The organism is Janthinobacterium aestuarii, from assembly GCF_046113285.1.
Taxonomy (GTDB): Bacteria; Pseudomonadota; Gammaproteobacteria; order Burkholderiales; family Burkholderiaceae_D; genus Janthinobacterium.
In genome coordinates this window covers 4,339,498-4,356,343 of the sequence record NZ_CP142524.1, presented here as the reverse complement: position 1 = coordinate 4,356,343, position 16,846 = coordinate 4,339,498, and the positions used below count along the sequence as shown (strand labels likewise).

The following is a 16,846-nucleotide window of genomic DNA, read 5'->3' as shown; positions in this document are numbered from 1 at the left end:
TGCTATTGCTAGATATAGACCACACTTCCAGGTGCGCATTCTTGTGATAAATGCACTGCTGTTGGACTAGAGAATACGATTGCAGGTTCTGGTGGTCGGTGCGCTGGCGCACAAAGCATTGCGGTATATCAATAGTGTTGCAGATTCACGACAAAGATTGTGGTGTTGAAAAAAACTAATGTTATTGGTGAAACTTTTACAAGCACGGTCATTTCCTGGCACCGCAGCGACAGGCAATCGTACGACTTGTCACCTGCATGCCACTGTATATTAGCAACAATGATGAGCTTGATAACTAATAATACATTGATGTTGTATTCCGGCCGCGTTCTGTTGTTTTTCTGGGCTTCCGCCAGGCAACTTTTGCGCGCCGCAGCCAGCTCCGCCACTTTTCCTCAAGGAGTCATCCGTGCCTGACCTGTCCCGTGTTCTTACTTCCCCGCTGGCCGGCAAGCTGGGCCCGCTGTGCCTGCTGCTGTCGCTGGGCCTGGCGGCGCCAGCCTGGGCCGATAGCGGCGTGTCCCTGTTTTCACCGAGCGGCACGGTCAAGGCCGTGCGCCAGGTGCGGGCCCAGTTCGCCACGCCGATGGTGCCGTTCGGCGACATGGGCTTGCCCGCGCCGTTCGCCATCGATTGCGGCAAGGCCGAGCCGGCCGTCGTGGCGGGCGCGGGGCGCTGGGCCGACGAGCGCAACTGGAACTTCGATTTCGAGCGCGACTTGCCGGCCGGCGTGGCCTGCAGCTTTACCTTGAAGCCGGGACTCAAGGACCTGGCGGGCCAGACCCTGCAGGGAAGCACGTCCTACCGTTTTTCCACGGGCGGCCCGGCCATCGTCGAGGCCGTACCGTATGACGGTCAGCCCTACATCGACGAAAACCAGATCTTCGTGCTGGGCCTGGACGCCGCGCCGAACGAGGCCAGCGTGGCCGCGAATGCGTATTGCCGCGCCGATGGCATCAATGAAAAGATTCCCGTGCGGCGGCTTGTAGGCAAGGAGCTGGAGCAGGTATTGACTTTGCGCAAGAGCTTTCTCGACCGCTACCTGACCGTGTACTTCAAGAAGCGGGGCGTCGTGTGGAAAGCGGGCATGCCCGTCGCGAGCAAGGGCGCGCCGCCTTTGCCCGTCACCGTGCTGCAATGCAAGCGCAGCTTCCCCGCCAACGCCAAGGTGTCGCTGGTGTGGGGCGAGGGCATCGCCAGCGCCGGCGGTATCGCCACGGACAAGGCGCAAACCCTGCAGTTCAAGACGCGTCCCGACTTCACGGCCAAGTTCAGCTGCGAGCGCAGCAATCCGAAGGAGCAATGCATTCCCTTCCTGCCCATGCGCGTGCAGTTTTCCGCGCCCGTGAGCGCGGCGCAGGTGCGCGCCATGACCCTGAAGGGCGGCGGCAAGACCTATGCGCCGACGATTTCAAAAGAGGAAGAAAAGGCGGAATTCCTGTATGGCGCCACCTTCAATGGTCCATTTCCCGTGCAGGCCAGTTTTGTGCTGAACTTGCCGCCGGGCTTGAAGGACGATGCGGGCCGCGCCTTGCTCAACCGCGCGCGCTTCCCCATGACGGTGCGCACGGGCGAACAGCCGCCGCTGCTGAAGTTCCCGGCCCCGTTCGGCATCATCGAAGCGAAGGGCGACGGCTTGCTGCCCGTCACCGTGCGCAATATCGAGCCCGTGCTGTCGGGCAAGGAAGTCGCGCAAGCCTCGGCCGCCGCCACGGGCGCCACCTTGCGCGTGCCCGACAATGACGACAAGTTCATCATCGAGTGGATGCAGCGCCTGGCCGGCAATGGCGACGGGGGAGAGTACTGGCAGCCGTATGCCCAGTATGCGGGCAACATGAGCAAATCCGTGCTGGCGGGCGCTGCCGGCACGCGCCCCATCAGCCTGCCGCGTCCCGATGGCAGGAAAACCTTTGAAGTGATCGGCATCCCGTTGCAGAAGCCGGGCTTTTATGTGGTCGAGCTGGCCAGCCCCATCCTCGGCAAGGCGTTGCTGGGCAAACCGACGACCGCGTATATCCGCACGGCCGCGCTGGTGACGAACCTGGCCGCCCACTTCAAGCATGGCGCGCAATCGTCGCTCGTGTGGGTGACCTCGCTGGACAAGGGCGCGCCTGTTGCGAAAGCGCAAGTGGCCGTGCGCGACTGCGCCGGCAAGCTGCTGTGGCAAGGCGCCACGGGCGCGGACGGCGTGGCGCACATTCCCGGCGAGCTGGCCAATTCCAGCTGCAAGAACAATGGCCGCTACTTTATCAGTGCGCGCAGCGGCGGCGACATGACGTTCACCCTGTCGGACTGGGTGGGCGGCATCGAAGCCTGGCGTTTCAATTTGCCCACGGATGACACGCGCGCCGACAACACCTTGCTGGCCACGGTATTCGACCGCACCTTGCTGCGCGCCGGCGAAACCGTGCACATGAAGCATTTCATCCGCAAGCACACGGCCGAAGGCATGGGCCTGGTCGACAAGAACAACGGTCCCGGCAGCGCCACCTCCGTCGTCATCACGCACCAGGGCAGCGACCAGAACTATCAATTACCGCTGCGCTGGTCCGCCGGCGGCACGGCGGAAAGCGACTGGCTCATCCCCGCCGACGCCAAGCAGGGCGAATACAGCGTGACGATGGCGGGCCGCCCGTCCGGCAGTTTCCGCGTGGAAGCGTTTCGCGTACCGACCATGAAAGCCGTGCTGCAGGGACCGAAGGCGCCCGCCGTGCAGGCAAAGCAGCTGGCCCTCGATGCGCAAATCACGTATCTGGCCGGCGGCGCCGCCACCAACGCGCCCGTCAAGCTGCGCACGGTACTGCAAGACAAGAGCGTGACGTTTGCCGACTATCCCGATTTCAGCTTCAGCAATGGAGACGTGAAGGAAGGCCTGGTGAAGCAGGGCACGGGCTACGACGACGATGAGGGCGAGTGGCAGGACGAAGGCAATGGCGGGCGTGCCGGCGCCGGCGCGGCTGCCGCGCGCACGCAAAGCTTGACCCTCGACAAGGCGGGCGGCGCGCGCATCGTCATCGACCAGTTGCCGCAGCTGTCCGTGCCGCGCGACCTGGTGGCGGAAATGGCTTTCCAGGATGCGAATGGCGAGACGGCATCCGTCGCCACGCGCGTGCCGCTGTGGCCGTCGAACTACGTGATCGGCATCAAGCCCGATGCCTGGGCCTTGAGCAAGGATGCCTTCAAGTTCACGGTGGCCGTGCTCGGTACCAATGGCAAGCCCGTGGCGAACGCCCCGGTCGCCGTCGACTTCTTCCAGCGCAACAGCTATTCGCACCGCCGGCGGCTGATCGGCGGCTTCTATGCGTATGAAAACAGCAGCGAAGTCGTCAAGCTGGGCCAAGCGTGCTCGGGCAAGACGGACAATAAGGGCCTCTTGACTTGCGACGTGAAGGCGCCCGCCAGCGGCAATCTGGTGTTGCGCGCCCGCACGCAGGACAGTGCCGGCAATGCGGCCGTCGCCAACCGCGAAACCTGGGTGGCCGGCAGCGGCGACTGGTGGTTCAACGCCAGCGACAATGACCGCATCGACGTCTTGCCTGAAAAGAAACGCTATGAGCCGGGCCAGGAAGCGAGCTTGCAGGTGCGCATGCCGTTCCGTTCGGGCACGGCCCTGATCACGGTCGAGCGCGAAGGCATCCTCGACACCTATGTGCGCCAGTTGAACGGCCGGGAACCTGTGGTGAACATCCCGGTCAAACCGAATTACGCACCGAATGTGTATGTCTCCGTGTTTGTCGTGCGGGGCCGGGTCGATGGCGTGCAGCCGACGGCGCTGGTCGACCTGGGCAAGCCGGCCTACAAGATGGGCATCGCGCCGCTGAACGTGGGCTGGCAGGCGCATGAACTGAACGTCATGGTCGTGTCCGACAAGGAAGTATATAAAACGCGCGACAAGGCGGAAGTGTCCGTGCGCGTGCGCCGCGCTGACGGAAAACCGCTGCCGGCCGGTGCCGAAGTGGCGCTGGCGGCCGTCGACACGGGCTTGCTGGAGCTGATGCCCAACGATAGCTGGAAGTTGCTCGATACCATGATGGCGCAGCGCAGCTTGCAGGTGGAAACGGCGACGGCGCAGATGCAGGTGATCGGCAAGCGCCATTTCGGCCGCAAGGCGTTTCCGGCCGGCGGGGGCGGCGGCAAGGGCGCCAGCCGCGAGCTGTTCGACACCCTGCTGTTCTGGAAAGGCACCGTCAAGCTCGACGCCAAGGGCGAAGCGACGGTGCAGGTGCCGCTCAACGATTCCCTGACGGGCTTCCGCATCGTTGCGATTGCCAGTGCCGGCAAGGAATTGTTTGGCACGGGCAGCACGGATATCCGCAGCTCGCAAGACTTGATCTTGATGTCGGGCTTGCCGTCCCTCGTGCGTGAAGGCGACCAGTTGCGCGCGGGCTTTACGGTGCGCAACACCTCGGCCGCATCCTTGAGCGTGGACCTCAATGCCACGGCGGCTGGCATGGCCTTGCCGCGCCAGAGCTTGACCCTGGCGGCGGGCGAAGCGCGCGAGACGGGCTGGGATTACCAGGTGCCGCTCGGTGCGCAAACGGTTGTGTGGGAGATCAGCGCCAAGGCGGGTAGCGGGCTTGGCAACACCTCCGATAAACTGAAAATCACGCAAAAAGTCGGCCAGGCCACGCCCGTGCGCACGTACCAGGCCACCTTGATGCAGATCGACAAACCCGTCAATATGTCCGTGCAAATGCCGGCCGGCGCTTTGCCGGGCCGGGGCGGCCTGCAGACGAGCTTTGTCGCCAAGTTGGGCGGCGAGCTGCCCGGCGTGCGCGAGTACATGGCCGCCTACCCGTACACCTGCTTCGAGCAAAACACGTCGAAGGCCATCGCCCTGCAAGACCAGGACGCGTGGAACAAGCTGGCCGCCAGCCTGCCCGCCTACCTGGACGGCGACGGCTTGCTGAAATATTTCCCCATCATGGAGCAGGGCAGCGACAGCCTGACGGCCTACGTGCTGTCGGCCACCAGGGAAGCGGGCTATGCGATTCCGGAACAGACGAAGAACCGCATGGAAGCAGCCTTGACGGCCTTCGTGCAGGGCAAGATCGTGCGCCGTTCCGCGCTGGCCACGACAGACCTGGCCGTGCGCAAGCTGGCCGCGCTGGAAGCGCTGTCGCGTTCGAATAAAGTGCCGCCCGATGCGCTGGAGAGCATCAGCATCAGCCCGAACCTGTGGCCGACCTCCGCCGTCATCGACTGGAGCTTGCTGCTGCAACGCACGCCTGGCCTGGCGCGCCGCGATGCGCTGCTGGCCGAGGCGCAGCAGATCTTGCGTTCGCGCCTGAATTTCCAGGGCACCACCATGGGCTTTTCCACCGAGCGCAAGGATAACTGGTGGTGGCTGATGGTGTCCGGCGACGTCAACGCCAACCGTTTATTACTGGCCGTGATGGACGACCCGGCGTGGAAGGACGATATCGGCCGCCTGGTGCGCGGCAGCATGGGCCGCCAGAAGAAGGGCCGCTGGGATACGACGGTGGCCAATGCCTGGGGCACCCTGGCCATCGCCAAATTCTCGGCCAAATTCGAGTCGACGCCCGTGACGGGCGCCAGTGCCGTCAAGCTGGGCGGCGATACGCAAGCGCTCGTGTGGAATGGCGCGGCGAAAGTGGGCCCCGTGCTGCAGGCGTGGCCGAAGGGTATGGATACCCTGGGCCTGGCACACAGCGGCACGGGCAAGCCGTGGGCCACCGTGCAAAGCCTGGCGGCCATTCCGCTCAAGGCGCCCGTCTCCAGCGGCTACACGATCAAGAAAACCGTAACGCCGGTGGAACAGAAAACCACAGGCCAATGGTCGCGCGGCGACGTCTACCGCGTGCGCCTGGAGTTGTCGGCGCAGGCGGACATGAGCTGGGTAGTGGTCGACGACCCGATACCGGCCAGCGCCACGGTGCTGGGCAATGGCCTGGGGCGCGATTCGCAGCTGCTGACGGCCGGCGAAAAATCCACGGGCTGGGTCTGGCCCACGTTCGAAGAGCGGGCGTTTGACGCTTTCCGCGCCTATTACGCCTTCGTGCCGAAAGGTAACTGGAGCGTGGAATACACGGTGCGCCTGAACAATGCCGGGGATTTCAGCCTGCCGGCCACGCGTATTGAGGCCATGTATTCGCCCGAGATGTTTGGCGAAGCGCCGAATGCGAATGTGAAGGTGGGGCAGTGAAGAGTTTGATTTTTATCATGGGCGGCCTGTTTGCCAGCCCGGTCTTCGCCGAGGCGGTCCTGACGCCGGCCCAGGTGCAGGCCGCCTACCGCAGTTCCGAAGCGCAGTTGCTGGACCGCAGCGGCGCGCCGCTGCAATCGTTACGCGTGGACATGAAGGTACGGCGCCTGCCGTGGGTGCCGCTGGCCGATATTTCCCCCGCCGTGCAGCGGGCCGTGCTGCTGGCGGAAGACCAGCGCTTCATGCGCCATGGCGGCGTGGATGTGTCCGCGCTGGCCACGGCCGCCTGGGACAATCTGTTTGCCAAGAAAGCCCGGGGCGCCTCGACCATCACCATGCAACTGGCGGGCCAGCTCGATGCGGACTTGCAGGCGTCCTCGGGCGGACGCAGCCTGCGCCAGAAATGGGACCAGATGCGCGCGGCGCAAGCGTTAGAATCCAGCTGGAGCAAGGCGCAGATTTTCGAGGCGTATTTGAATCTCGTGTCATTCCGGGGCGAACTGCAAGGCATCGCCTCCGCCTCGTACAGCCTGTTCGGCAAGGCGCCGTCGGGCCTGAACCAGACGGACGGCATCATCCTGGCCAGCCTGGTGCGCTCGCCGAATGCGCCGCCGGCCGCCGTCACGCGGCGCGCCTGCGCGCTGGCAAAGGAATGGCGCATGGACAGCAGCTGCCAGCTGATCGGCCAGCGCGTGCAGACGGCCTTGCAGCGCAATGCGCTGTATGCGGAGCTGGCGCCGGCGCCGCAAGTGGCGCAGCAACTGCTGAAGCAGCCGGGCGCCCAGGTCGCCAGCACGCTCGATGGTCCCTTGCAACGCTTCGCACAGGAAAACCTGCGCCAGCAACTGGGATCTTTGCGCGAGCGCAATGTCAACGACGGCGCCATCATCGTGCTCGATAACCGCAGCGGCGAGATCCTCGCCTATGTCGGCAATGCGGGCGGCAGCCACGTCGATGGCGTGACGGCCCTGCGCCAGGCCGGTTCCACCTTGAAACCGTTTTTATATGAACTGGCCATCGAGCGCCGTCTGATGACGGCCGCCTCCGTCATGGACGACTCGCCGCTGGACGTCGCCACGGCGTCCGGCATGTATGCGCCGCAAAACTACGACCGCAATTTCAAGGGCTACGTCAGCGCCCGCACCAGCCTGGCCAGTTCCCTCAACATTCCCGCCGTGCGCACGGTGCTGCTGACGGGACAGGACGGCTTTTACAACCGCCTCAAGGACGTGGGCCTGTCCAGCCTGACGGAACCGGCCGAATACTACGGCCCCTCGCTGGCGCTGGGCTCGTCGGAAGTGACCTTGCTGGAACTGGCCAACGCCTACCGCGCGCTGGCCAATGGCGGGCTGTACAGCACGGCCAGCCTGCAGCCGGGGCAGGCGGGCAAGGACCGGCGCCGCGTGATGGAGCCGGGCGCCGCCTTCATCGTCGGCGACATCCTGGCCGACCGCGCCGCGCGCAGCATGACCTTTGGCTTGCGCAACGAGCTGGGGACGAATTTCTGGAGCGCCGTCAAGACAGGCACGAGCAAGGATATGCGCGACAACTGGTGCATGGGTTACTCGGAGCGCTACACGGTGGGCGTCTGGGTGGGCAACTTCGACGGCAAGCCCATGTGGGACGTGTCGGGCGTGACGGGCGCCGCGCCCGTGTGGCGCGACGTGATGGATTATCTGCACAAGAACGTGCCCAGCCATGCGCCCAAAGCCCCGCCAGGCGTGCTGCAGCAGATGGTGGCGTACCAGCCCGCGCTGGAAGCGCCGCGCCGCGAATGGTTTATCGCGGGCACGGAAAGCCCCGTCATCGCCGTGCTGGGCGACACCGTGAAGCCGCCCGCCATCGTGTATCCGGCCGAGGACAGCATCCTCGCCATCGACCCCGACATCCCGCCCGCCCTGCAGCGCGTGTTCTTCCAGGCGCAGGGCAGCCATGCCTTGCGCTGGGTGCTCGACGGCAAAGATATGGGCGGTGCAGCCGAGAGCATCAGCTGGCGCCCCGTACCGGGCAAGCACGCGCTGGCCCTCGTCGATGACGCCGGCAAGACGGTGGCGCGGGTGGCGTTTCAGGTGCGGGGGAATGCCTTGGCGCAGCTTGCCGCACAGGAAAAATAATCAGTTCGATGGATAATTCGCCGGGTCGATGGCCGGCGTGACGTAGTGCCGCAGCACATCGCCGCCGTGCGGATGCTGCTGCGTGCGGCGTTTTTCTTCCGATGGCGGGCTGACCAGCACGATGGTCGCCTCATCCGGATTGCGCAAATTCACCACGGCGCTGACGCCGCCATCGCGGTAGCTGCCCATCACGGCTATGGCCATCTGTACGAACAGGGTGGCCGCGCCCGTGTTGCCCAGGCGCCGGTCCGTATCGATCCATTGCGCCACGTTGCCGCTGTCGAGTTCCGTGCCGCCATCTTCCGCATGTTTCAGCAAGGTCTTGTGCAGTGCCAGCAGCTGCGCCTGATTGCCGCCCGTGGCGGCGATGAGGCGCGCCGGTGCGGCGGGACGGTCGGTTTCCGGCAAGCTGTGCAAGGCTTGCTGCCAGCCCGCCTGCAAGGCACGTTCGCGCTGGTCGCGCCGCGTCAGCGGCTTGCCGTGTTCATCCGTCAACCTGATAAAAGTGGGCCGGTGGAGGAAGCCGAAGGTGGGCAGGCGGTCCAGCTGCGCCAGCTGTTCCTTGTTGAACGGCAGGGGAAACCAGGGCGTGGGCTGCCACTCTTTCGGCGGGTGATAAGTCTTGTGCTGGAGCCTGTCGAGCATGCTGAAGCTGCCCGTGCCGCGGATGTCGGGGCGCCGGGCGAATTGCGCGGCGACGGGCAGCCATTCGGCGATGCTGGGCTGGCGCTGCGTAAAGGCATTCGGATCTTCTTTTTTGTCTGGATGGGGCACGGCCCGCATCAATTCGTCATATGCCAGATACAGGCGCCGCGCCACGCCGTAGGTATTCAAGTCGTCGACGCTGTCTTCGGGCGGAGCGTCATCGTAGGCGAACTTGCGCACGGCATTGATGCGTTCACGCCGGGCCAGCACGAACAGGGCGGAGGCGTCGGGCATTTCGGGGATGTAGCGGCCGTCTCTTGTAAGCGGTGGCGAGTTGTCCGGGCTGTACAGGTCGCGCGTGGGCATGCTGTCCTCGGAATTGAGCACGATGTACGGTACGTCAGGGTTGGCGTCAAAAAAGGCGAACACGTCTTCCAGGATGCGGTCCGGATGTTCACTGAGGCGGCGCGGACCACTGGCGAACAGATGCCAGTGCAGGCCGGATGACGCAGCACCACCGGCCAGGCCTATGGCCGGCGAGTCGGGGCTGTCCAGCATACGCGAATTAAAGATCGGCGGTTCTGCATTGAACACAGGGACGCCAAAATACATGGGAATGTCCCTCGCCCCATTTTCCAGCGTGTCGCCGCCGCGGCCACCTGCTATCCCAGCTCTTTGCATGGCATCCCAGGTATATTTTTCCTTGTCCTGTTCACGGATGCTGGCATAGGCATTACCCTGTTGCAGCGCTTCCCACAGTTTGCCCTGCCGGTATTTGTCCAGGGTGACGCCGAGACCGATCACTTCCAGCACATATTCACGCTTGTCCTGTTCGCTGGGCGCCGCCTGCTGTACTTGCGGCGTTGTGACGGCCACAGGCCTGGACGAATGCAGCCAGCGAGAACCGAGCAATGTGGCAGCTACAATGGGTGGGATCAGCAACAGCCATTGCAGGTGGCGCCATATTTTGCTGCTCATCGTGGACTCCAATAAGAAATGTGACGGACTGATCAGCAAAGACCCAAGCAGCACCAGTACGATGAGAGCGGCACCGATTGGATATCGCAAGCGTGGAAATGGGCTTTTCATTTTGGGATGTCGTCGCTTGGTTTGTGGACGACTGGCGTGACGACCGATTCGGTACGCCTGCCGTTGACTGTTTCACACACAACAGTGGATGGTAGACCCGCCTGCAAGGCAGGCACGAAGGCTGGCAACACTCCCGAGCTGTAGTAGTCGGCGTTGCCCTTAATAATGAGCTGGCGCTGCGCCGGTTCTGCCGCCAGGTAGATTGCAAATTTTTTCTTGAAGTCATTCCATCGGGGGATGGATGGTCGCACTGGATTACGGATATCGCCTTGCAAGCGCCAGTCGGCAACGGCGCACAAATATGCATAAAACTTCGGATCGCTGCTCGCCTTGCCTCCACCAATAGCCACGTCATACGCCGTCACGTTACGGTGGTTTTCCGCGCTGCCGATGATGGCGCCGTGGAAGGATTTGGGGCTGACCTCGTTCTGCCAGCGCTTGCGCGCCTCATTCGGGGTCTCTTCGCGGTCGACAATCAGCTTGTCGCCACTGCCCGGATGGCGCGAAACGCGGTCTATCCTGCATTGGTCGCCCGCTTCCTTGCCCAGGTTCAGGGCTTTTTCCACCTGCTCGCGCTCGCCCGCGCCGAACATGCCGGCACCGAATTCGGGGATGCGATGCTGCTTCGGCCGCGGGTCGGCGATGATTTCCTGCTTGCGCATCCGCAAACCTTTCGTGCTGGTCACCGCGATGGCCGCATCGATGGGGTCGACTTCTTCGCACGGTCCTTGCTGGTCGCGCGGCAGCCTGGCCTGGTCGGAATCCTTCGGGAATTGCCCAGGGCGGATCTCGCCGCCGTCCAGCACGGCCGCCCTGGGCGCGCGCAGCGCTTCGCCATTGATCGTGCGCAAGCCTTCACGCCGACCTGATTCCGTTGAAAAGATATTCCATTTGCCGGGTTTGACGGGCGGCCATGGTGCCTCGGCATGGCTGCCGCGATGGCCACGATTGGCGCCGGCCACATGGGCGTGGTCGTCCTCGCCTTCCAGGCGCAGGGCGAAGTCGTGCGGCGGCTGGCCCACCAGTACCGGACCGTTGTTCTTGCCAGCCGCGTCAAGGCGCTGTCTGCTGGTAAAGACACGCTGGTAAAATCCCTTGCCCAGTTCCGCCAGCGGTTGCCGGCGCTGGGATTCCTTTTCCCAGCAGGTGGGGCCGTCACCCCAGATGCTTTTGTCCGTCTTGCCCTTGGTCTTGGACAGGCCATGGCCGTCGATGTAGTCGGGTATGCCTTGCCAGCCGATGCCCTGCATATTGTCCAGCGCTACCGTCATATCTTCGGGGCAGAAGTACAGGTAGACCTTGCCCCGGTTGTCGCGGTCCGCTTCCGCCCGCCATGCCGCGCCCGCCATGCCATGGCAGACGGCGTGATCCTTGATCTGCGCAAAGGCGGGACTGGCATGCTTTTTTGCCACCACGCCCTGCACGATCTGCACCAGCGTCTGCAGGCGCGCATGCAGGGTCTGGCGGTTGTCGATGGCATCGTATTGCTCCTCCATCACCGCATCCCGGCCGCCGCCGAAGATGCGGCTAGCTTCCGCCGCGCCGAAGAACATCGTGGTGTCCTCCACCAGGCTGTAGGGCGGATGCGTGAGGATCAAGGTGTCGGCGGGCCGCTTGCCCTCGTCGAGCAGGAAGGCCTGCGCCAGCAGCGAGATCAAACAGCCCTGGCTGTGCGCGACGATGGAGACCACGTCGTTGCTGTCGTAATCGCGGATCATGGCGATGAGGGCTGCCAGGCGCTTGGCGGCCAGCACCATGTACATGCGGCCCGGTGCCGTCATCAGGGGCCGTACGGGGTCGCCGCCCACGTCGTATGGCGAAAACAAGCCCTTGTTCCACATGTCGGGCAGGGTGTTGGTGGCATTGCCGAACGGGCCGCCGTTCTTCGACATGTCCTTGTCCAGACGGTTGCCGTAGCGGTCCGTGTTCTGGCCGTTGACCACTTTGCTCGCGTTGCTGCGTTCGCGAAAGCCCCAGTAAAACGGGATCACCGGGCTGTACGTGGTCTCATCAGGCTGGCGCTTGAAAAACACGTCGTCCGGGTCGGCCAGGGCTTCCTTCTTGTCGGACGCCTGCGGCATGCGGTAGGCGGCTGGCATGAACACGTGGCCGCCGCCATACATGCGTGCATCGAGTCCCTGGCATAAACCCTTTTCCACGGCGCCGAAACTGGTGCCTACGTCGTTGACGCCATGGATGACGATGACGTTGCCGGGCAGCTCAGGGCGGATGCGCACGATGGCGTCGTTTAAGCGGCCGCAATGGAGCAGGGCGGTGCTCTTGCCGCTGGTGTAGGGAAGTTTGGGATACGCCATCGCCGCTCCATGCTGACCAGACAGGACAGTGTAGAGGGGCGCGATGGCGGATTAGTTGTGCTTGCGCAAACTTTGCGGGAAAGAATGCGGTCTTACGGCGCGCTGATGATCTTCGTCAGCGCGATGCGGTACGCGGGCTGCACGTCGCCATCCTGGTCCAGCTTGTCCGTCATGATCACGCCGAAACCCTGCGCATACCACACGTATTCGCCGCTCTTGCCCTTGCTTTTGCCGCCCACATCGTGCAGTTCGAACTTGCAGGCGTCGGGGAAGCGGCGCCCGCCCAGTTCCAGGCGTTCCCAGCCCAGGAAGGTGATCGAGAAATCGCGCTGGTCCGTGCGCGTGGAGGTGGTGATCTTGTCGGACAGGCCCGCCAGCGGGTAGTGGGTGCTCGTTTGCGTGTCCGTGAACTGCACGCGTACTTCCTGGCCCGGGCGCATCTTGGCGGGGATGGCGGACTGCGGCGCGTAGACGTTCTTGCTGCGCACGGTGCCGTCTTCGTTGTAATGGACCGTGCCCGTCAGGAAGACCTGGCCGTCGCGGATGTCCTGGTAGGACGTGGCCAGCAAGACGCCGCCGTCGAGGATCAGCTGGATGCCCTTGAGTTTCCTGCCTTCGAAGACTTCCTCGACGTTGACTTGCGCGTCGCCATTGTTCTTGCTGAACTTGACACCCGTCGTCAGTTCCATGCACTCGCCCACCGTTGGCGCCGCCTGTACGCCTGCGGCCGCCAATACGGCTGCCGCCACCAACACTTGCCATGCTGCTTTCATTGTCATCCCGGCTATCTTGTAAAGGCGTGATGATAGCGTGCCTTGGAGCAATGTGGCGCAGCGCTGATCTTATTCTGCGGGGGCGATGGGGATGCTGGGCACAGCGGGTGTGGACGCTGGCGGCGTTGTCGGCGCCGTCGGCTTGCCGCGCCGCGTGCGCTTGTCGGTGCGCGTTTTGGCAGGCTTGCCGTCGTGGATCAGCTTGCCCTTGTTGTCGAGTTTGTCGGATTGGTCCGATTGCTGGCCCGGATCGTTGGCATTGTTGGTGTGGTTGCCCGTCTGGTTGACGTTCGTCGTCGACTGGGCTTGTACCCAGGCGCCGCCGACGGTCATCAGGGTGGCGGCCAGCAAGAGAGCGGCGGTTTTCATGGCAGTGTCCTGTGCAGAAATGAATAAGAGCTTGCATTCTCACACAGGAGACCGCCCGCACGGGTAGGACGCCGCCGCATGGCTGTGTCGGCCATTTGCTTCAGATTAACGGAACTGCTCCGTCGAGATATCAAATCGCTTGAGCTTGTCGTACAGGGTTTTCTTCGGGATATTCAGGCTGGCGGCCGCATCGATGACGTTGCCATTGTGGCGGCGCAAGGCTTCCTCGATGATGGAAATCTCGAAGGTGTCGACCTGTTCCGCCAGCGATGCCTCGCGGCAGCCGGCGGGACTCAGGGTGTCGTCGAGCAAGCCCAGCACGAAGCGGTCGGCCACGTTGTGCAGTTCGCGCACATTGCCGGCCCAGCGCTGCGCCATCAGCGAGGCGATCAGTTCGCCGCTGACGAGGGCGGCCGGCTGGCCATAGCGCAGCGCCGCCTGCAGCACGAAAAATTCGAACAGCAGTGGGATATCCTCGCGCCGGTTGCGCAGCGCGGGCAGCGTGAGGCTGGCCACGTTCAGGCGGTAATACAGGTCGGGCCGGAATTTTCCCTGCTCGGCCAGCACATTCAAGTCTTCCTTGGCGGCGGCGATGACACGGAAATTGACGGAAATGAGTTTGTTGGAACCGAGACGCTCGACTTGCCGCTCCTGCAGCACGCGCAGCAGTTTCACTTGCAGGGCCAGCGGCATACTTTCGATTTCGTCGAGGAACAGGGTGCCGCCGTTCGCGTATTCGATCTTGCCGATGCGCTGGCGCTGCGCGCCCGTGAACGCGCCTTCCTCGTGGCCGAACAGTTCCGATTCGAAGATCGATTCGGGCAGGGCGCCGCAGTTGATCGCCACGAACGGGTGGTCGCGCCGCTCGCTGAAGTCGTGCAGGCAACGGGCGATCAGTTCCTTGCCGGTGCCCGTTTCGCCGAGGATGATGATGTCGGCCGATTTCGGCGCCAGGTTCAGCACCAGCTGGCGCACCTTGGCCATGGCTGCGCTGCGCCCCACGATGCGCGCCTCGATGCCGACGCGCTGCTCGAGCTGGCGGCGCAAGTTCATGTTTTCCAGCACCAGGTGGCGTTTATCCAGGGCGCGGCGGCACACTTCCACCAGCAAGTCGGCGGAAAACGGTTTTTCGATGAAATCGTAGGCGCCACGGCGCATGGCGCCCACGGCCATCGACACGTCGCCATGGCCCGTGACGAGGATGACGGGCAGGCTGGCATCCTGTGCCACGGCGATATCGAGCAGTTTCAAGCCATCCATGCCGGGCAGTTTGATGTCGCTCAATAAAATGCCGGCAAATTCGGGCACCAGGTAAGGCAGCGCTTCCTCGGCCGTGGCGACGGCCGTCACTTGCAGGCCCGCCAGTTCCAGCGATTGCCGGGCGCCCTTGCGCACGACGGCATCGTCTTCCACCAGCAGCACTTGCATGCCTTCAAAATTATTTTCGTGCATTCCCTATTCCTTCGTCTCTATCTTATTCTCCCCCCGGGGCGCAGCTCAGGGTGATGGTAAATTGTGCGCCGCCCCCTTCCTGCGCGCTGCGGTTGCGCACGGCCAGGGCGCTGCCGGCCGCGCGCAGTATGCCAGCGCTGATCGACAATCCCAAGCCCAGCCCGTGTTCCTTGGTGGTATAGAAGGGGTCGAAGATCTTGTCGAGCGAGGCCAGCGGGATGCCGGGGCCATTATCGGTGATATGCAGCACGGCGAGGCCGCCTTCGCGGCGTACCTGGAACCAGATTTGCACGGGCTCGCCTTCCGGCACGGCATCCATGGCGTTCGTGATCAGGTTGGTAAATACCTGTTCCAGGCCGATGGCGTTGCACAGCACGATGATGTCGTCCTCAAGCCAGCTTTCATGCAGGGTCAGGCGCTGCGAGCCCTTGCGCGTGCGGATCTGCAGCATGGTTTGCGCAAACGCCTGGCGCACGCTGACGGGCTTGCGGGCATCGTCGCTGCGCCGCGCAAAGCCTTTCAATTGCGAAGTCACGTAGCCGAGGCGCTTGACGAGGTCGGAAATGGTCGACAGGTTGTCGAGCGCGTCGTCGATCTGGCCGCGTGCCAAAAAGACCTTGGCATTGTCGGAAAACGTTTGCAGGGCGGCCAGCGGCTGGTTCAGCTCGTGCGTGACGCCGGCCGCCATCTGGCCGATGGCCGCCAGCTTGCCGCTTTGCACCAGTTCCGCCTGGGCGTAGCGCAAGGTCTGCTCGGCCCGCTCGCGCTCGGCCACTTCCGCCTGCAGGCGGCCGTTCGCGTGGACGAGGTCGGCCGTGCGCTGCTCGACCTTGATTTCCAGCTGTTCATAGGCACGGGCCAGCGTCTGCTGCGCATTGAGCTTGTCGGCGATGCGGCGCCGGCGCTGGCGCGCATACATCAGGGCCAGCAGCAGCAAGGCCCAGCCCAGCGCGGCGGCGATGGCCGCGTTGCGCGCCGCCTCATCGACCTGGTCGAGCTCGGCCAGCACGGTAATTTGCCATTGCAGCGGGCCCAGCGCGCGGTTCACGGCCAGATAGCTCACCTTGTCGGCACTGCCGGACAGGGCGGGGGAGTCATTCGTCTGCGGGCGTTCCAGCGTCATCACGCTGGCGCCATCGGCGAACTGGCGCTGCACCTTGTGCGGCAGGATGGGCAGATTTTCTTGCAGGAACTGGCGCTGTTCGCTGATGTCTTTCTTGGCGGCCGGCGACAAAGGCGCCAGGGTCTTGAACTTGAAGGCGGGGGTGGTGGCCAGGATGATCACGCCATTCGCATCCTTGACCCAGATCTGTTCGCCCGCGCCCGGCGTGCGCCACGATTGCTCGATCCAGTCCAGGTTGACTTTGGCGGCGACGATGCCGATGATGCGTCCGTCGCGCTGCACGGGCTGCGAAATGAAGTAGCCGGCTTCGAAGGTGGAAAAGCCGATGCCGTAGAAGCGGCCGATGCCGCCCGCAATGGCGTTCTTGAAATACGGGCGGAAGCCGTAGTTGACGCCCACGTAGGAGCTGCGGTCTTGCCAGTTGCTCGACGCCAGGGTCGTGCCCTTGTCGTCGAGCACGTAGACGGCAAAGGCGCCCGCGCGGCGGTTCATGTCGACCAGGTAGGCGTTGATCTGCGTGACTTTATCGGCGCTGGGCTGCTCCAGCAATTGCGCCACGGCATCGCTCTGGGCCACGGCCAGGGGCAGGAATTCGTATTTGTTCAGGGCGCCGCCGATGGACGCCGCATACAGTTCCGCGCGCGAATCTAGCGTGCGGTGCAATTCATCGAGCTGGCGCTGCCTGACCCAGGCATACGAGGCCCATGTCAGCACGACCAGCGAGCCCACGGCCAGCAGGGGGGCAAGCAGCTGTCTCAGGGGCCATTTGCCGAATGCCATGGTGCTCCGTGTGTATGTTT

General features: G+C 63.9%; 8 protein-coding genes. 2 read left to right on the top strand and 6 right to left on the bottom strand.

What is annotated here, in order from left to right; all coding sequences use genetic code 11:
• Nucleotides 1-409 precede the first annotated feature (409 nt).
• Nucleotides 410-6,166, top strand: coding sequence for an alpha-2-macroglobulin family protein (locus OX462_RS19460; protein WP_409026849.1), 5,757 nt, complete (start codon nucleotides 410-412; stop codon nucleotides 6,164-6,166).
• Between the two features lie 17 nt (nucleotides 6,167-6,183).
• A complete protein-coding gene (gene pbpC / locus OX462_RS19455; RefSeq protein WP_409028765.1) occupies nucleotides 6,184-8,280 on the top strand; it encodes a penicillin-binding protein 1C in 2,097 nt (698 codons plus the stop codon).
• Here the strand turns inward: pbpC and OX462_RS19450 are convergent, their stop codons facing one another.
• The 6 genes from OX462_RS19450 to OX462_RS19425 form a co-directional block, all read right to left on the bottom strand.
• The gene (locus OX462_RS19450; RefSeq protein WP_409026848.1) at nucleotides 8,281-9,903 is read right to left on the bottom strand and encodes a type VI lipase adapter Tla3 domain-containing protein; all 1,623 of its coding nucleotides are present in this window, start codon (nucleotides 9,901-9,903) and stop codon (nucleotides 8,281-8,283) included.
• Between the two features lie 107 nt (nucleotides 9,904-10,010).
• Nucleotides 10,011-12,329: a T6SS effector phospholipase Tle3 domain-containing protein gene (locus OX462_RS19445; protein ID WP_409026847.1), complete on the bottom strand. Its 2,319-nt coding sequence runs from the start codon at nucleotides 12,327-12,329 to the stop codon at nucleotides 10,011-10,013.
• Nucleotides 12,330-12,421: 92 nt separating this feature from the next.
• Nucleotides 12,422-13,108, bottom strand: a complete 687-nt coding sequence (locus OX462_RS19440) for a hypothetical protein (RefSeq protein ID WP_409026846.1) — start codon at nucleotides 13,106-13,108, stop codon at nucleotides 12,422-12,424.
• 63 nt (nucleotides 13,109-13,171) lie between these two features.
• Nucleotides 13,172-13,471: a hypothetical protein gene (locus OX462_RS19435; protein WP_409026845.1), complete on the bottom strand. Its 300-nt coding sequence runs from the start codon at nucleotides 13,469-13,471 to the stop codon at nucleotides 13,172-13,174.
• Between the two features lie 105 nt (nucleotides 13,472-13,576).
• On the bottom strand, nucleotides 13,577-14,923 hold the full coding sequence (locus tag OX462_RS19430; RefSeq protein ID WP_034758888.1) for a sigma-54-dependent transcriptional regulator: 1,347 nt from the start codon (nucleotides 14,921-14,923) through the stop codon (nucleotides 13,577-13,579).
• 22 nt (nucleotides 14,924-14,945) lie between these two features.
• Nucleotides 14,946-16,826, bottom strand: coding sequence for a sensor histidine kinase (locus OX462_RS19425; protein WP_409026844.1), 1,881 nt, complete (start codon nucleotides 16,824-16,826; stop codon nucleotides 14,946-14,948).
• Nucleotides 16,827-16,846: the final 20 nt, after the last annotated feature.

Coding starts and splice junctions, on each gene's coding strand:
- pbpC (WP_409028765.1), top strand. CDS start 6,184: ATGGGCGGCCTGTTTGCCAGCCCGGTCTTCGCCGAGGCGGTCCTGACG.
- OX462_RS19450 (WP_409026848.1), bottom strand. CDS start 9,903: ATGAGCAGCAAAATATGGCGCCACCTGCAATGGCTGTTGCTGATCCCA.
- OX462_RS19445 (WP_409026847.1), bottom strand. CDS start 12,329: ATGGCGTATCCCAAACTTCCCTACACCAGCGGCAAGAGCACCGCCCTG.
- OX462_RS19440 (WP_409026846.1), bottom strand. CDS start 13,108: ATGACAATGAAAGCAGCATGGCAAGTGTTGGTGGCGGCAGCCGTATTG.
- OX462_RS19435 (WP_409026845.1), bottom strand. CDS start 13,471: ATGAAAACCGCCGCTCTCTTGCTGGCCGCCACCCTGATGACCGTCGGC.
- OX462_RS19430 (WP_034758888.1), bottom strand. CDS start 14,923: ATGCACGAAAATAATTTTGAAGGCATGCAAGTGCTGCTGGTGGAAGAC.
- OX462_RS19425 (WP_409026844.1), bottom strand. CDS start 16,826: ATGGCATTCGGCAAATGGCCCCTGAGACAGCTGCTTGCCCCCCTGCTG.